The sequence below is a fragment of the Streptomyces lasiicapitis genome (genome assembly GCF_014646335.1).
GTDB lineage: Bacteria > Actinomycetota > Actinomycetes > Streptomycetales > Streptomycetaceae > Streptomyces > Streptomyces lasiicapitis.
The window spans coordinates 73586-87450 of record NZ_BMNG01000023.1; the positions used below are offsets into that span (position 1 = coordinate 73586).

General features: G+C 72.5%; 16 protein-coding genes. 7 read left to right on the forward strand and 9 right to left on the reverse strand.

Annotated elements, in window-relative coordinates:
* Positions 1-25 precede the first annotated feature (25 nt).
* A complete protein-coding gene (locus tag IEY91_RS37880) occupies positions 26-592 on the forward strand; it encodes a Rieske (2Fe-2S) protein (RefSeq protein ID WP_229697508.1) in 567 nt (188 codons plus the stop codon).
* A 67-nt stretch (positions 593-659) separates the two neighbouring features.
* Here IEY91_RS37880 and IEY91_RS37885 read toward each other — a convergent pair whose 3' ends face one another.
* Positions 660-1304, reverse strand: coding sequence for a cysteine hydrolase family protein (locus IEY91_RS37885; protein WP_164328709.1), 645 nt, complete (start codon positions 1302-1304; stop codon positions 660-662).
* A 206-nt stretch (positions 1305-1510) separates the two neighbouring features.
* Here IEY91_RS37885 and IEY91_RS37890 point away from each other — a divergent pair, with 206 nt between their 5' ends.
* The gene (locus IEY91_RS37890; RefSeq protein ID WP_164326535.1) at positions 1511-1978 is read left to right on the forward strand and encodes a pyridoxamine 5'-phosphate oxidase family protein; all 468 of its coding nucleotides are present in this window, start codon (positions 1511-1513) and stop codon (positions 1976-1978) included.
* 9 nt (positions 1979-1987) lie between these two features.
* Here IEY91_RS37890 and IEY91_RS37895 read toward each other — a convergent pair whose 3' ends face one another.
* Positions 1988-2890 carry a LysR family transcriptional regulator gene (locus IEY91_RS37895; RefSeq protein WP_164326534.1) on the reverse strand — a complete coding sequence of 301 codons (903 nt, stop codon included), beginning with the start codon at positions 2888-2890 and terminating at the stop codon, positions 1988-1990.
* Positions 2891-2964: 74 nt separating this feature from the next.
* Between IEY91_RS37895 and IEY91_RS37900 the strand changes: the two genes are divergently transcribed.
* Positions 2965-3969, forward strand: a complete 1005-nt coding sequence (locus tag IEY91_RS37900; RefSeq protein WP_229697509.1) for a DMT family transporter — start codon at positions 2965-2967, stop codon at positions 3967-3969.
* Here the strand turns inward: IEY91_RS37900 and IEY91_RS37905 are convergent.
* A complete protein-coding gene (locus tag IEY91_RS37905; protein ID WP_189177394.1) occupies positions 3960-5291 on the reverse strand; it encodes an aminotransferase class I/II-fold pyridoxal phosphate-dependent enzyme in 1332 nt (443 codons plus the stop codon). The genes IEY91_RS37900 and IEY91_RS37905 overlap by 10 nt on opposite strands.
* A gap of 156 nt (positions 5292-5447) precedes the next feature.
* On the opposite strand from IEY91_RS37905, the gene IEY91_RS37910 reads away from it, so the two are divergent.
* Entirely contained in the window at positions 5448-6152 is a 705-nt protein-coding gene (locus tag IEY91_RS37910) for a pyridoxamine 5'-phosphate oxidase family protein (RefSeq protein ID WP_164326532.1), read from the forward strand.
* A gap of 7 nt (positions 6153-6159) precedes the next feature.
* The gene (locus IEY91_RS37915) at positions 6160-6804 is read left to right on the forward strand and encodes an FMN-binding negative transcriptional regulator (protein WP_189177413.1); all 645 of its coding nucleotides are present in this window, start codon (positions 6160-6162) and stop codon (positions 6802-6804) included.
* Positions 6805-7117: 313 nt separating this feature from the next.
* Here IEY91_RS37915 and IEY91_RS37920 read toward each other — a convergent pair whose 3' ends face one another.
* The 3 genes from IEY91_RS37920 to IEY91_RS37930 form a co-directional block, all read right to left on the reverse strand.
* On the reverse strand, positions 7118-8128 hold the full coding sequence (locus tag IEY91_RS37920; RefSeq protein WP_189177395.1) for a DMT family transporter: 1011 nt from the start codon (positions 8126-8128) through the stop codon (positions 7118-7120).
* Positions 8129-8445: 317 nt separating this feature from the next.
* Positions 8446-9483 carry an EamA family transporter gene (locus IEY91_RS37925; RefSeq protein WP_373288114.1) on the reverse strand — a complete coding sequence of 346 codons (1038 nt, stop codon included), beginning with the start codon at positions 9481-9483 and terminating at the stop codon, positions 8446-8448.
* Between the two features lie 130 nt (positions 9484-9613).
* Positions 9614-10168 carry a Clp protease N-terminal domain-containing protein gene (locus IEY91_RS37930; protein WP_229697510.1) on the reverse strand — a complete coding sequence of 185 codons (555 nt, stop codon included), beginning with the start codon at positions 10166-10168 and terminating at the stop codon, positions 9614-9616.
* Positions 10169-10383: 215 nt separating this feature from the next.
* Here IEY91_RS37930 and IEY91_RS37935 point away from each other — a divergent pair, with 215 nt between their 5' ends.
* On the forward strand, positions 10384-10554 hold the full coding sequence (locus tag IEY91_RS37935; RefSeq protein ID WP_229697511.1) for a hypothetical protein: 171 nt from the start codon (positions 10384-10386) through the stop codon (positions 10552-10554).
* 73 nt (positions 10555-10627) lie between these two features.
* On the opposite strand, the gene IEY91_RS37940 is transcribed toward IEY91_RS37935, so the two are convergent.
* A complete protein-coding gene (locus tag IEY91_RS37940) occupies positions 10628-11410 on the reverse strand; it encodes a putative protein N(5)-glutamine methyltransferase (protein WP_189177397.1) in 783 nt (260 codons plus the stop codon).
* A 155-nt stretch (positions 11411-11565) separates the two neighbouring features.
* Here IEY91_RS37940 and IEY91_RS37945 point away from each other — a divergent pair, with 155 nt between their 5' ends.
* Entirely contained in the window at positions 11566-11994 is a 429-nt protein-coding gene (locus IEY91_RS37945; protein WP_189177398.1) for a type II toxin-antitoxin system Rv0910 family toxin, read from the forward strand.
* Positions 11995-12096: 102 nt separating this feature from the next.
* Here IEY91_RS37945 and IEY91_RS37950 read toward each other — a convergent pair whose 3' ends face one another.
* Positions 12097-12726, reverse strand: coding sequence for a PadR family transcriptional regulator (locus tag IEY91_RS37950; RefSeq protein ID WP_164326527.1), 630 nt, complete (start codon positions 12724-12726; stop codon positions 12097-12099).
* A gap of 228 nt (positions 12727-12954) precedes the next feature.
* On the reverse strand, positions 12955-13743 hold the full coding sequence (locus tag IEY91_RS37955; RefSeq protein WP_189177399.1) for a trypsin-like peptidase domain-containing protein: 789 nt from the start codon (positions 13741-13743) through the stop codon (positions 12955-12957).
* Between the last annotated feature and the right edge of the window lie 122 nt (positions 13744-13865).

Below are 13865 nucleotides of genomic sequence, written 5' to 3' on the forward strand. Positions count from 1 at the left end.
GGCACCGCCGTCCGTACCATCCGGCATGACTGCTTCCAGGGAAGACAGGGCGGACACCGCCGAGCCGCTCCTGCCCACCGCGGACCGCCCCACCACAACCCCCTCCGCACGCCCCTCGGGCCTCTGCCTGAGCACCTCCCCGAGCCCCACCCGCTCGCCCAGTCCCACCCGTCGCACCGTCGTCACCGCGGTGGGCGCCGCGGGCCTGGCCGCCGCGCTCGTCGCCTGCGGCTCGGGCGACGACAAGGACTCGGAGCCGGCGGGCGAGGCGTCGGAGAAGGAGGAGGGCGGCGGGGGTGCAGGCGGTGCCGTGCTCGCCAAGACGGCGGACATCCCCGTGGGCGGCGGCAAGATCTTCAAGGACGAGGGCGTGGTCGTCACACAGCCGACGGAGGGCCAGTTCAAGGCCTTCTCCAACCGCTGCACGCACAAGCAGTGCCCGGTGACGAGCGTCGAGGGCGGCACCATCAACTGCCCCTGTCACGGCAGCAAGTTCGACATCACCGACGGCAGCGTGAAGCAGAACCCGGCACCGAAGCCGCTGCCTACGAAGACCATCACCGTCGAGGGCGACTCCATCAAGCTGGCCTGACGCGCCGCGCGCGCCGACCCGCCGTTCTCCAGGCGCGCCGGGCCATGGGCCGCGTCGCTCCGGGGCGTCACCCGGAGCGGCGCGGCCTCTTCCACGCGCCCAGGACGTCCTCCGTCGAGGCGACGGTGGCGACCAGGGCGAGCGTGTGGCGGATCATCGCGGGGGTGTAGTCGGCGGGGACTCCCGCGATGGCGTCGGCGGGCACGACGGCGGTGTAGCCGCGGTTCACCGCGTCGAAGACCGCGTTCGGTATCGCCACGTTCGCCGAGACACCCGAGACGATCAGGGTGCGGCAGCCCAGGTTGCGCAGCAGCGCGTCCACCTCGGTGCCCGCGATCGGCGACAGGCCGTGCAGGCGGCGTACGACGAAGTCCTCCTCCGCGACCTCGATCGGCGGCGCGATCCGCACGGCCGTCGTGCCGGAGAGCTGCTGCACGGGGAGCCGTTCGGCGGCGCGGAAGAGCCGTGCGTTGCGGTTGGCGCCGCGGCCGTCGGGGCGCCGCTCGGCGACCGCGTGCAGGACCTGTACGCCGCCGAGGTGGGCCGCCGCGACCAGGCGGGCGACGTTGACCAGCGCACCCGACGAGCGCGCCTCCTTGGCGAGTTCGGGCAGCGCGCTCTCCGTCCCGACGACGCCCTGCTGGCACTCGACCGTCATCAGGACGGTGGTGGCGGGGTCGAGGATCTCCCTGAGCTGTTCGTGCGACGGCATGGCTCTCCCTGTCGACGGCGTGGCTCCCGTGATGCGGGCGTTCGCGGTGCGGACGATCGCGGTGCGCGGGAGGCTAACCGGCATTGCGTCATGACGGAAGACAGCCCATGATTTCCTGACGCACAGTCAGTTCCGCTGGCATTCGCAGTTGTTCGCGGGCATTCACAGTTGTTCGCAGTCACACGACGGCAAGGGGAGGACGACGCATGGCCACCACACAGCGCCGCGGTCGCAGGATCATGATGACTCCGGGCGAGCTGGACGCCTTCCTGACCACCGAGCGCACCTGCCGGGTCGCGACCGTGTCCGCCGATGGCGCCCCGCACGTCAGCGCGCTGTGGTTCGTGTGGGACGGCACGTCCCTGTGGCTGTACTCGCTCACGCGCAGCAGGCGCTGGGCCGAGCTGCGGCGCGATCCGCGGATCGCCGTGGTCGTGGACGCCGGTGAGCAGTACGGGGAGTTGCGCGGCGTGGAGCTGACCGGCACCGCGCAGTTCGTCGGCGAGTCCCCGCGCACCGGGGAGCCGTGCCCTGAACTCGACGTGCCGGAGCGGCTGTTCATCCGCAAGAACTTCGGCCTGGAGGAGATGGTGCACGACGGCCGCCACGCGTGGCTGCGGCTCACTCCGGACGCGATCGCCTCCTGGGACTTCCGCAAGCTGACACAGTCGTAGCCCTTACGGTCACCCCAGCCCCGCCCCCGCCACCCGCAGCGCCTCCACCGCCGCCCGGATCGACGGGCGGCGGTCGGCGTCCGCCCGCCACAGCACGTACACATGCCGCCGCACCCGGTGCCGCACCGGCACCGTGCGCACGCCCGTCGGCATCGGGTCACGGCCGAGGCGCGGCGCCACGCAGACGCCGAGGCCCGCCGCGACCAGCGCGAGCTGGGTGTGGTGCTCCTCCGCGCGGTGGGCGATGCGCGGCTCGAAGCCCTTGGCGCGCAGCGTGAACATCAGCCACTCGTGGCAGAACTCGCCCTCCGCCCACGTGATCCACTCGTCCTCCGCGAAGTCCTCCAGGTCCACCTCCGCGCGGTCGGCCATCGGGTGGGCGGCGGGCATCGCGACATCCGCCGGGTCGTCGAGGAGGGGTGCCTTCATGAGGCCGTCGGGCACGGGCAGCGGCTTGTTGTACCAGTCGAGGACCACCGCCAGGTCCAGGTCGCCGCGCACCACGCCGTTGACGGCCTGCTGCGGCTCCAGCTCCGCCGCGCTCACGGAAAGCCCAGGGTGCTGCACGCGCAGGGACGAGAGCGCGGCGGGCAGCAGGCCGCGCATCGCCGTCGGGAATGCGGAGATCCGCAGCTCACCGACCGCCTTGCCGCGCTGCTGCTCCAGGTCGGACTGGGCGAGCTCGACCTGGGAGAGGATGCGCGCCGCGTGGTCGGCGAGCAGCCGCCCCGCATCGGTGAGGCGCACACCCCTGCCGTTCTTCGCGAGCAGTTGCTGGCCCACCTCCCGCTCCAGCTTGGTCATCTGCTGGGAGACGGCCGACGTCGTCACGTGCAGCCCCGCCGCGGCACCGCTCACCGATCCGTGCCGGGCGAGGGCGTCGAGGGTGCGCAGGCGCTCCAAATTCAACATGTAAGCAATGCTACGCGCTACCGCACACAAAAACTCGCTTGTGCTACGACATTGGCTTGATCCATGGTGGCCTCATGAGCACCTCCGCCACCCCACAGGCACTCCCCGAGGCACCGGCTTCCGCCCCCGCGCAGGCGCGGACCGCCGCCACGCCCGCAGCACATCAGGAGCGGCCCGGCGGAGGGCGCCGCAAGCTGGACTGGCGCGTTCGGTTCGCTTTCCTCTCCCTCGTCTGGGGCTTCAGCTTCCTGTTCATCAAGGTCGGCACGGAGGGGTTCGCTCCGTTCCAGGTCACCCTGGGGCGCCTGCTGTTCGGCACGGCGGTGGTCGCGGCCGTGATCGTCGTCAAGCGCGAGCGACTGCCCCGCTCTCCACGCACCTGGGCGCATCTTTCGGTGGCGGCCCTGCTGCTCAACGCGGCACCGTTCTCGCTCTTCGCGTATTCGGAGCTGACGATTCCGTCGACGCTGGCGGGGATCTGCAACGCGACGTCGCCGCTGTGGGGCATGGCCCTGTCGCTCGTGGCCCTCTCCGAGGACCGGCCGACGCGGCGCCGGGTCGCCGGGCTCGGCCTCGGCTTCCTCGGCGTGCTGACCGTCCTCGGCGCCTGGAACGGCTTCAGCGGCCTGGACGCCCGGGGCACGGCGATGGCCCTGCTCGCCTCGCTCTGCTACCCCATCGGCTGGATCTACGTACGTCGCACGCTGGCGGGCTCCGGCCACTCCAACGTCGCCCTGACCGGCGCCCAGCTCTTCGTCGCCACCCTCGAACTGGCCCTGGTGACCCCGCTGTTCACCTCGATGCCCAGCCACTTCCCGGTCGTGCCGCTGCTGGCGATCGTCGCCCTCGGCGCGCTCGGCACGGGCCTCGCCTTCCTCGTGCAGTACGACATCGTCTCCGAAGTCGGCCCGACGACCGCGCAGATGGTCACGTACTTCACCCCGGTCATCGCGACCGCGGCGGGCGTCGCCGTGCTCGGCGAGTCGCTGACCTGGACGACTCCCGTGGGCGCCGTGATCATCCTCGCGGGGGCCGCGCTCACCCAGTCCAGACCGCGGGCCGCCCGCCGTCAGCCGTAGCGCCGCGCGGGCGCAGGACCCACGGCCGCCGCGACGGCGTAAGCCACCGCCTCGATGTCGTCACCGGACAGCGTGGAGACGGTGATCCGCACCCCTGGAGGCGCGCCGAGGCGGTATCGGGCCCCCGGAGAGACCGCCCAGCCCGCGTGCAGCAGCCGCGCGACCGCGCCGGTCTCGTCCGGCACCGGCACCCATACGTTCATGCCGCTGCGGCCGCAGGCGGTGACGCCCCGATCGGCGAGCGCCGCAATCAGCGCGTCACGTCTGCGGCCGTACGCCGCCGACACCTCCCGCGCGTCCACGGCGCCGCTCTCCCACAAGTGCAGGACGGCCCGCTGGAGCACCTTGCTGACCCAGCCGGGCCCGAACCTGATCCGGCCCTGCACCCGGTCGACGGTCTCCGCGTCCCCGGTGAGCACGGCGAGCCGCAGGTCGGGACCGTACGCCTTGGCGGTGGAGCGGACGAAGGCCCAGGCGTGCGTGACCCCCGACAGCGTGTGCAGCGGCAGGTCGACGATGCCGTGCCCGTGGTCGTCCTCGACGACCAGCACCTCCTTGTGCGCGGCCAGGACCTTTCGTACGGCACGCGCGCGTGCCTCGCCGACGGCGGCGCCGGTCGGGTTCTGGGCGCGGCTGGTGACGATGAGGGCGCGCGCGCCGGACTTCAGGGCCCGCTCCACGCCGTCGGGCAGCGGCCCTTCGTCGTCCACGGGGACCGGGACCGACCGCAGCCCGAGTCCGGACACGAGGTCGAGCAGGCTGCCCCAGCCCGGGTCCTCGACGGCCACCGCGTCACCGACCTTGAGGCGCACGGCGAGCACCCGCTCGATGGCGTCCAGCGCCCCGGACGTGACGGCGACGGGTCCTTCCGGCACCCCGTCCGCGTCCAGCGCGGCACGCGCGGCACGCGCGAGTTCGGGGACCACGGGGGCCTCGCCGTACAGAGCGGGCGTCTTGTCCGCCTGCTCCGCGGCCGTCGTGAAGGCCGCGGCGAGGGGCGGCAGCAGGGCCGTGTCCGGGTTGCCGCTCGCCACGTCCCGCACGCCGGACGGCACGTCGAGGCGGCTGTACTCACGGGCCGTGGTGGCCGGTTTGCTGCGCACGCGGCTGCCGCGCCGCCCGGCCGTCTCGATGACTCCGCGCTCGCGCAGGGTGCGGTAGGCGGCCGCGACGGTATTCGGATTGACGCCCAGGTGAACCGCCAACTCCCGCATGGGGGGCAGTGGTTGACCTGGTTCCAGGGCGCCGCGGCCCACCGCGCGCTCGACGCTCGCCGCGATCTCGGCTGCGCGCCGCCCTTCGATCGGATAGTCTCCTAGCACAAAGCACATTATGCACTAGTGCAATATCAAAGCAAGTCGTAAACCGTAAGTCCAAGTCGTAAGCCGTAAGTCACTGACGCGAGCCGCAGTCGAGACCCCCGGGGAACCATGTGCGGTCCACGGGGACCTCGTGCGGCGATGGAGAGGGAGAAGGCCATGGAGACGACGACGCAGCCGGCGGCCACGCCGGACAGCGCCCCTTACGAATCGACCGACCGCACCGTCCCCACCCGGGCCCGCGAACGCGCCGCGTACGACCGCGCGCTGGTGCACGCGATCCTCGACGAGTCGTACGTCTGCCACCTCGGCTTCGTGCGCGACGGCACCCCCGTCGTGCTGCCGACGCTGTTCGGCCGGGTCGGCGAGCGGTTGTACGTGCACGGCTCGACGGGGTCGCGGCCGCTGCGGATGGCGGGCGCGGTGCCGGCCGAAGAGACGGACCCGGGCCTTCCGGTGTGCCTGACGGTCACGCACGTCGACGGCCTGGTCCTTGCCCGGTCGGCCTTCCACCACTCCATCAACTACCGCTCCGTGGTGGTGCACGGCGTCGCGCGCCCGGTCACCGACCCCGAGGAGAAGCGCACCGCCCTCGACGCGCTGGTCGACCACGTCGTGCCGGGCCGCGCCGCCGACTCCCGCCCCGCCAACCCCAAGGAGCTCGCCGCGACCGCCGTGCTCTACCTCGACCTCGCCGAGGTGTCGGCGAAGATGCGCACGGGCGGCCCGAACGACGAGCCGGAGGACATGGACCTCCCCTTCTGGTCCGGAGTCGTCCCGCTCCGCAAGGGCTACGACCCCGTCGTACCGTCGGAGGACCTCGCCCCGGGCATCGAGGTCCCCGACTACCTGATCGAGCTGTGACGTGGTGATGCTCGTCCACCCCTGGGACGCGCCGACGGACGACGCCGAGTGGCAGGGGTGGCTCGCCGACCACGACTTCGGCCAGCTCGCCGTGAACGGCCTGCCGGGCGAGCCGCCCCACATACAGCCGACGCATTTCGTGTACGACGCCGACTCCGGCCCGCGCGGCCGCGTCCTGCTCCACCTGGCGCGCCCCAACCCGCTGTGGGCCGCGATCGAGGCGAACCCTGACGTGGTCCTCAGTGTCGTGGACGACTACGTCTTCGTGCCGGGCCCCTGGGGCGCCGCCCCGGACACCCCGCCCGAACACGGCGTGCCGACCAGCTTCTACGCCGCCGTCCAGCTCCGCTGCACCGCGCACGTCGTGGACGACCCCGCCGAGAAGGCCGCGCTCCTGAACCGCCAGGTCGGCCACTTCCAGCCGGACGGCGGCTCGGCGACGACCACCGCGGGAGAGGCCCCGTTCGGCCGACTGCTGCCCGGCATCCGGGGCCTCTCCCTCGAAGTCGTGGACGTACAAGCGAAGTTCAAGTACGCCCACCACAAGCCGCTGGAGGTGCAGGACCGCATCGCCGCGCACCTCAAGGAGCGCGGCGGTCCGCGCGACGAGGCGGCGCTGGCGCACCAGGTGCAAGGGCGGGTGCGGGGGTAGCGGGGGCCGTTGGGTGCACGCCCCCGGCCCCACGCCCACGGGACGGACACCCGCCCACCGCCCGCCCGGGGCGGAGGCGCCGCACTCCGCTCAGCGGCACGGAACCATGGTTCCGACGTGTCAGAGCGGAGCGCCGCATGCCGCTCGGCAGGGCGAAGCCCCTGCACGACGCTCGGCGGGAGCGGGACGGGCAGGTGGAGCGGGGCCCTGGCCGCCGCCCCGGCCGGGGCGAACCCCCGGCCGCCACACGGCAGTCCGGGCCCTGCCCCGACCCAGCGGGGCGCGCCACCCGAAGGCGCCCCGCCCCGCGGCCTCAGCCGGCCCCCACCCCTCCCCGCCGCCCCCGCGCGGCCCGCGCCTCCGCCCCCGCGAGCCCCGTCACCGCCGCCAGCATCAGCAGCGTCCCCGCGACGGTCGCCGTGTTCAGCTCCTCGCCGAGCAGGGTGACGGCGATGATGGCCGCGCTCACCGGCTCCAGGAGCATGATCACGGAGACGGTCGCGGAGCGGACGGCGGCGGCCCCGGCGAAGTACAGCGCGTACGCGAGGGCCGTCGGCACGGCGGCGATGTAGACCAAGCAGCCCAGGACGCGGGCGGGTTCGGCGGTGTGCGGTACGAGCCCCTCGACGGCGGCGAGCGGCAGCAGGCACAGCGACACGACCGCGAAGGCCCACACCGTCGTGTCGGAGGCGTCCGTTCCGCCGTCGCGCCCCCACCAGCGCGTCAGCAGCGTCATGAGGGCGTACCCGGCGGCCGAGACCAGCGCGAAGGCGACGCCCCACGGGCGGACCGCCGCGTCCCCGCCGCCCACGAACAGCACGGCGAGGCCGGCAAGGGCGCCGCCCACCGCGCAGATCCCGCCGAGCCCGAGCCGCTCCCCCAGCGCGAATCGGGCGCCGAGCGCGATGAGGACGGGCCCCGCGCCGAGCGTGACGACGGTGCCGACGGCGAGCCCGGTGGCCTCGACGGCGGCGAAGTAGGCGGTCTGGAAGACGGCGAGGGCGACACCCGTGACGGTGATCCGCAGCACCCGGCTGCGGCGCGGCAGGCTCACCGCGACGCGCTCGGTGCGTTCGGTACGTACGGAAGCCGCGGCTCGGTGCGCCCGCAGCAGCCGTACGACGAGCAGCAGCAGGAACCCTCCGGCGCAGCGCCAGAAGGACAGGGCGACAGGGCCCATGTCGCTGTCCGAGAAGACCAGCGACGCGGCGGCGCCTGCGGTGCCCCAGGCGGCACCGGCGATCCCCAGATACGCCAGGCCGCGCCCGACGGACAGACCGGACACGGCAGTTGACTCGGTGGGCGCGGAAGCCGCGCTCGACATGCTTGACACGCTGGACACGTGGAAATCTCCGCAGAAGTTCAGGAAGAAGACCGCGTCACGGGCGAGCGGGCGTGTGGGCGCACAATCTCGGATTCACGAGTGCCGTGAGGGTCACGAGTGCCGTGAGTTGTCACGAGCGCCATGAGTTTCACGAGTGTGCGGACACGCACCGGGGAAAGGCCGGTGACGCCGGTCCTGGACTGGCGTCTGCGGGCAGCACCGTTCCGCCCGGCCGATGGCCGGACATGATCCGTGAAGGCCCGCGCTAGGCGGCCGGAGGCGGAAGAACGAGTGCTCGTGCGTGCATGATCACCACCCTAGGCGGCTGTGCCGCTGGGCGACAACTCCTCTCCGGAGTCTGAGACGCGGGCCACCACGGGCTCCGGCTTCGCGGGCGTCGCCGACTGCGCGATGAACGCGCCGACGAGCACGATCGCGCCCCCGGCGAGCTGCGGCGGCGACAGGCGCTCACCGAGCATGACCCAGGCGAGCACGGTCGCTATGACCGCCTCCAGGCAGGCCACGACGCCCGCGACCTGCGGCGAGAGCCGCCGCACCGACACCACACCGGTGACGTACGCGACGACGGTCGCCACCAGCACGATCCAGCCGAGCAGCGCCCAGGCGGGCACCGCCGAGCCGTTCATGTCGGCACTGGAGGCGAGGATCTGCCAGTCCATGCCCCAGGGGCGCGCGATCACCGTGAGCACGAGCGTGCCGACGAGCAGTCCGTACGCGATCACGCCGAGCGGGTCCGGCGCGTCGTCGCCCGCGTCGCTGCCCTGGTCGGACAGCACGAAGTAGCCGACCTGGCAGCAGGCGGCGCCGAGCGCGAGCAGCAGGCCGACGGCGTCGAAGCTCAGCCCGGACCACACCTCGACGACGCAGGCGAGCCCGCCCACGGCGAGGACCACACCGAACGCGGCGGCCCTGGTGACGGGCTTGCGCTGCACGAACCGCACCCAGCCGAGGACCAGCGCGGGCGCGAGATATTCGATGAGCAGGGCGACGCCCACGGGGATGCGGGAGATCGAGGCGAAGTAACAGGCCTGTACGCCGGCGACGGCGAGGAGGCCGAAGCCCGCGAGCAGCGCGGGCCTGCGCCGCACCAGCGCGCGGTGGCGCCAGGCGACCGGCAGCATCACCAGGGCCGCGCCCGCCACCCGCAGCCACACCACGTGCAGCGGGTCGAGGCCCGCCTCGATCAGCGGCTTGGCCGCGACCCCGGAGCCGCCGAACGCGAACGCCGAGAGCAGCGCGAGACCCAGGCCGAACCCACGGCCGCGCTCCGCGCGCTCCGGCAGGCCGGCCTGCGATTTCCCCTGAGACGACTCCTGAGACCCAAGCACCGGCACATGATGACAGCCGAAGTCATGACCGTCACCCTTGATGACCACTGTCTCAACGTGCGGACGCAGTCAGAGAGGTGAGCGGCCAAGGACCAGCGCCGTCAACGAGCAGACGCCGACAGCGGGCCGACGCGGGTCACCGGGCCGACGTCCAGCCCGACTCACACCCGGTCTCACGCCCACCCTCGATCCGCAGCAACAGCTCCCCCACGTCCACGCCCGCGCTGCGCAGCACCTCCACGGCCCGGCACTCCGGGTCGGCGGCCAGCGCGGCGAGCAGGTCGACGCCGTCGGCCTGCGGCTCGCCGCGCAGGACGGCGCGGTCGAGCGCGGCCTCCATCGCTCCGGCGGCCGCGGGAGAGAGAACCGTTTCCTTGGCCGCTGCCACCAGCGGCACGGCTCCAGAGTCCTCGACCGTGCCCTGCCACTGCAGCCCGTATCCGATGCTGCGCTGGACGAGATAGCCGAGCAGCCGGGCGACCTGCGGCCCGCCGTCGAAGACGGCCCGCACCTGCGGCTCGTACTCGAGCAGCGAGTGCAGCAGATGCGCCGTGTCGACCTGCCGGTCCCCGTCGCGGCCGGCGCGCCGGCGCGCGCCGGACATCACCGAGGCCAGCGCGGCGCTCAGGCCTGCCTCGATGTCTGCTGGGGTCGGGCCGGGTTCGGCGCCCTGGGGGATACGGCTTTGCACAACCCCCACCCCATCAACCTCTGGGGGCATCGTCATCGGCGGCGGGAAGCATTTCCGCGTCCGACACAGGTTGGGCATGCGTGAGCGGGTTGTCCTCCTTACGGATGACATCTCGCCGTTCTTCCAGGTGGGGCGCGCGCCGTCTTGCTTCGCGCCGGGTGCGCAACCGCTCCGCACCGGCGCTCGTCTGCGCTGGCATGGAGCGCAGGTGCTGGATGGTCGCCCTGCCGGCCATCGACGGCAGACAGTACGTGTACCGCGTGTACGCCCCCGCGGACGCACTGCTGGCCGACCTGTTCTGGGAAGCCTGGCACTGCCACGACGAGGGGCCGTTCCCGCGGGCCCTGGACCTCTTCGACGCGGCCGTCATACAGCGCGTGGGCTGAGGCGGGACGCGACGACGGCCCATCGCGGGCCGTGCACCCACCACGTACGCCCCACGGCGCGTACCGAACCCGCCTACGCCCCGCGCCGCGCCCCCACCACCACGGTCGCGTACAGCTCCTCGTCCGTCACGACCCGCGGCACGAGCCCCGCGGCCGTCACAGCCGCGACCGCCGCGGGCACCTGACGCTCGCTCGTCTCGAAAAGCAGCCGTCCCCCCGGCGCGAGCCACCGCGGCGCGTCCGCGGTCACCCGCCGCAGCACGTCGAGCCCGTCCGACCCCCCGTCGAGCGCCACCCGCGCCTCGTGCTCGCGGGCCTCGGCGGGCAGCAGCGCGACCTCGTCCGACGGAACGTACGGAACGTTCGCGAGGAGCACGTCGACGCGGCCCAGAAGTCCCTCGGGCAGGGCCGCGTACAGATCGCCTTCGTAGGCATGACCCTCCGCGGCGCGGACATTGCGGCGCGCGCAGGCCACCGCCGCCGGGTCGATGTCGGCCGCGTGCAGCTCGACCCGGCCGAGCGAGGCGGCGAGGGCGGCGCCAAGGGCGCCCGACCCGCAGCACAGGTCGACGACCACGGCGCCGGGTCCGGCGAGCGAGGCGGCCTCGCGGACCAGGAACTCGGTGCGGCGGCGCGGCACGAACACACCCGGGTCCACGGCGATCCGCAGCCCTCCGAACTCCGCCCACCCGACGACGTGTTCCAGCGGCAGCCCGCTCGCGCGCCGCACCACCATGGCGTCCAGCTCGTCCGTTCCCGTCGCCGCGGCGAGCAGCAGGTCCGCCTCCTCCTCGGCGAACACACAGCCCGCCGCACGCAGCCGTTCCACGACGGCGGAGTGCACTGGCAGGGGCATCGAGGGCCTTTCTGAGCTCCGGACAAAGAAGCCAACCCTACCCGCCCGGCCAGATCTGACGGTCCATCAGTATTGAATGTTCCCGGGCCCGGGGATACGTTCCGCGACACCGTGGCTGCGCCCGCCGCAGCACCCGACGAGAAGGGGTGGTCGCATTGGCCGAAGTCAGCGCGGAGGCACGCATCGAGGCACCGGCGGAGAAGGTGTGGGCGCAACTCACGGACTTCTCCTCCTACGCGCAGTGGAGCTCCACCCACACCAGCTTCCCTAAGGGCGGCCCCGCGACGCTCGAAGTGGGCGGCACCTTCACGGAGAACATGAAGCTGATGGGCTTCCCGGCCGAGGTCGCCTGGACGATCGTGGAGCTGGAGACCGCCCGCACGTTCGCGATCAAGGGCAAGGGCCCGATGGGCGTCGACGTCAGCACCCGCTACACGCTCGAACCCGACGGCGGGGCGACGACGATCCGCACGAACGGCGAGTTCACCGGCGCCGCGGTGTCGCTCATGGCGGGCAAGCTCAAGGACTCGGCGACGGCGGCCATGAACGAGTCGCTGCGCAAGCTGGGGGCGCTGGTGACCTGAGTTTCGTACGCGACAAAGCGGCCCCGCATACGCCAGCAAGGCGCCCCGCGCATCTCACGCGGGGCGCCTCACCGGCGGCGCGGGCGGCGGGCCCGCACCACCTCAGTCCTCATCGGCGAGGATCAGGTACAGCTTCTTGCGGGCGTCGTTGATGACCGTGAGCGCCTTCTCGCGCTGCTCCTTGGAGCCGGTCTTCCAGACCTGGCCGAACGCCTCCATCAGGCCGAAGCCGGCCTGCCGGATCTCGGTCAGCGCCTCCCAGTCGACCCCGCGCCCGGCCTCTTCCCAGGGCGCGTCCGGACCCTCCTCCGCCGCCTCGCGGCCGGACTCGGTGAGCGAGAAGAGCTTCTTGCCGCCCTCGCTCTCGCTGGTGATCAGCCCCTCGTCCTCCAGGAGCTGGAGGGTCGGGTAGACCGAGCCGGGGCTGGGCTTCCACGCCCCGCCGCTGCGCTCGGCGATCTCCTGGATCATCTCGTAGCCGTGCATCGGCCGGTCCTTCAGGAGGGCCAGGATCGATGCGCGTACGTCACCGCGCCGCGCCCTGCCCCGGGGACCGCCCCGGCCACCGCGACCGCCGCCCCAAGGACCGCCGCCGCCGAAGCCGGGCCCGAAGGGTCCGAACGCCGCGCGCCGCCCCTCGAAACCGCCCCGCTCCTCGCGACCGGGCCCGTACGGGCCGCGCCCGCGTCCGTGACCGTGCCTGTGCTCGTGTTCAAAACCGTGGGAACGCATGTCAATCATCCCTTTCGTCGTTTCCCGTGCTCCTCGTTCCGCCGAGGATCGCCCGCGACATCATTGATCAGTCGCGATGCGTCAACGATATATCGGCACTGTTCGGATGGCAACCCCACGGCCGGAAACGTCGCCATGGCCGCCGCCCGGTACGGCAGCGCGCCCTGGCACGAGGCCAGGGCGCGCAGGGGATTTCCGGAGTGGTTCCGGAGTGGTTCCGGAGTGGCGTCAGTTCGCGAGGTGGAAGCCGGCGCCGACTCCGCCGTTGGCGTTCATCTCGTCGATGATGCTCAGGATCGACGAACCGTGCTGGGCGCCCCACGCGTTGCCGACCAGGGTCTGGCCGTGCACGACGGGGGAACCGGAGTCACCGCCGTTGGTCCAGATGAGGTGGGTGAACCAGATCCCGTTGGTGCCCAGTCTGATACCGCAGGTGAGGCCGGTCCGGTGACCCTGCTTGCACATCCGGGTCCCGGTGGCGGGCGGCGCCCCGATCGACGTGATGGTCACCGAACCGACGGTGCTGGTGGGGGCGACCCGACTCTCGTCCAGCTTGATCACCGCGTAGTCCAGACCCTTGGGCCCGGTGTTGAGCAGGTTGTTGGGCGTACTGACGTACGTGACCTTGCCGATGGAACCCGTCTCCAGGTCGGGGCGGCTGGCGTTGAGGTCGGCCGGGGCGGCGGCCGTGCCCGCCGGTGAGATGTCCCGGTAGACCTCCTCGCCGACCAACTTGTTGCCCTGCTCGTCGATGAAGCAGTGGGCGTTGGTGAGGCCGACCAGGTTGCCCGCCGCGTCGCGGCCGACCGCGGTGAGAGTGCAGACGTTGTAGCTCGTGGGCTCCTCGGGCGTCGGCTTCAGCCGGAAGATGATCCCTGTGCCGCCGCCGATCGGCGTGAGCGACTGCTCGCTCTTGGCGGGGGCCGGCGCCGGGGCGGCGCCTGCGGACGGGGCCGCGGTGAGGGTCATGCCCGCGAGGAGGACAACCAAGCCGAGAGCGCGTAACGGACGTATCATGCCATCACTTTCCTTATGGGACCGGGCAGTTGACCGAAGCCCAGGGCTGCGGCTCGGGTCAACCACCACGCCGATCAGAACCACCTTCTTGTATCACTCACGGATGCCAGAAACACAGACCG

Excerpts from the sequence above, each read along its gene's own strand:
- IEY91_RS37880 (WP_229697508.1), top strand. The coding sequence starts at position 26 with ATGACTGCTTCCAGGGAAGACAGGGCGGACACCGCCGAGCCGCTCCTG.
- IEY91_RS37885 (WP_164328709.1), bottom strand. The coding sequence starts at position 1,304 with ATGCCGTCGCACGAACAGCTCAGGGAGATCCTCGACCCCGCCACCACC.
- IEY91_RS37890 (WP_164326535.1), top strand. The coding sequence starts at position 1,511 with ATGGCCACCACACAGCGCCGCGGTCGCAGGATCATGATGACTCCGGGC.
- IEY91_RS37895 (WP_164326534.1), bottom strand. The coding sequence starts at position 2,890 with ATGTTGAATTTGGAGCGCCTGCGCACCCTCGACGCCCTCGCCCGGCAC.
- IEY91_RS37900 (WP_229697509.1), top strand. The coding sequence starts at position 2,965 with ATGAGCACCTCCGCCACCCCACAGGCACTCCCCGAGGCACCGGCTTCC.
- IEY91_RS37910 (WP_164326532.1), top strand. The coding sequence starts at position 5,448 with ATGGAGACGACGACGCAGCCGGCGGCCACGCCGGACAGCGCCCCTTAC.
- IEY91_RS37915 (WP_189177413.1), top strand. The coding sequence starts at position 6,160 with ATGCTCGTCCACCCCTGGGACGCGCCGACGGACGACGCCGAGTGGCAG.
- IEY91_RS37920 (WP_189177395.1), bottom strand. The coding sequence starts at position 8,128 with ATGTCGAGCGCGGCTTCCGCGCCCACCGAGTCAACTGCCGTGTCCGGT.
- IEY91_RS37935 (WP_229697511.1), top strand. The coding sequence starts at position 10,384 with ATGGTCGCCCTGCCGGCCATCGACGGCAGACAGTACGTGTACCGCGTG.
- IEY91_RS37940 (WP_189177397.1), bottom strand. The coding sequence starts at position 11,410 with ATGCCCCTGCCAGTGCACTCCGCCGTCGTGGAACGGCTGCGTGCGGCG.
- IEY91_RS37950 (WP_164326527.1), bottom strand. The coding sequence starts at position 12,726 with ATGCGTTCCCACGGTTTTGAACACGAGCACAGGCACGGTCACGGACGC.
- IEY91_RS37955 (WP_189177399.1), bottom strand. The coding sequence starts at position 13,743 with ATGATACGTCCGTTACGCGCTCTCGGCTTGGTTGTCCTCCTCGCGGGC.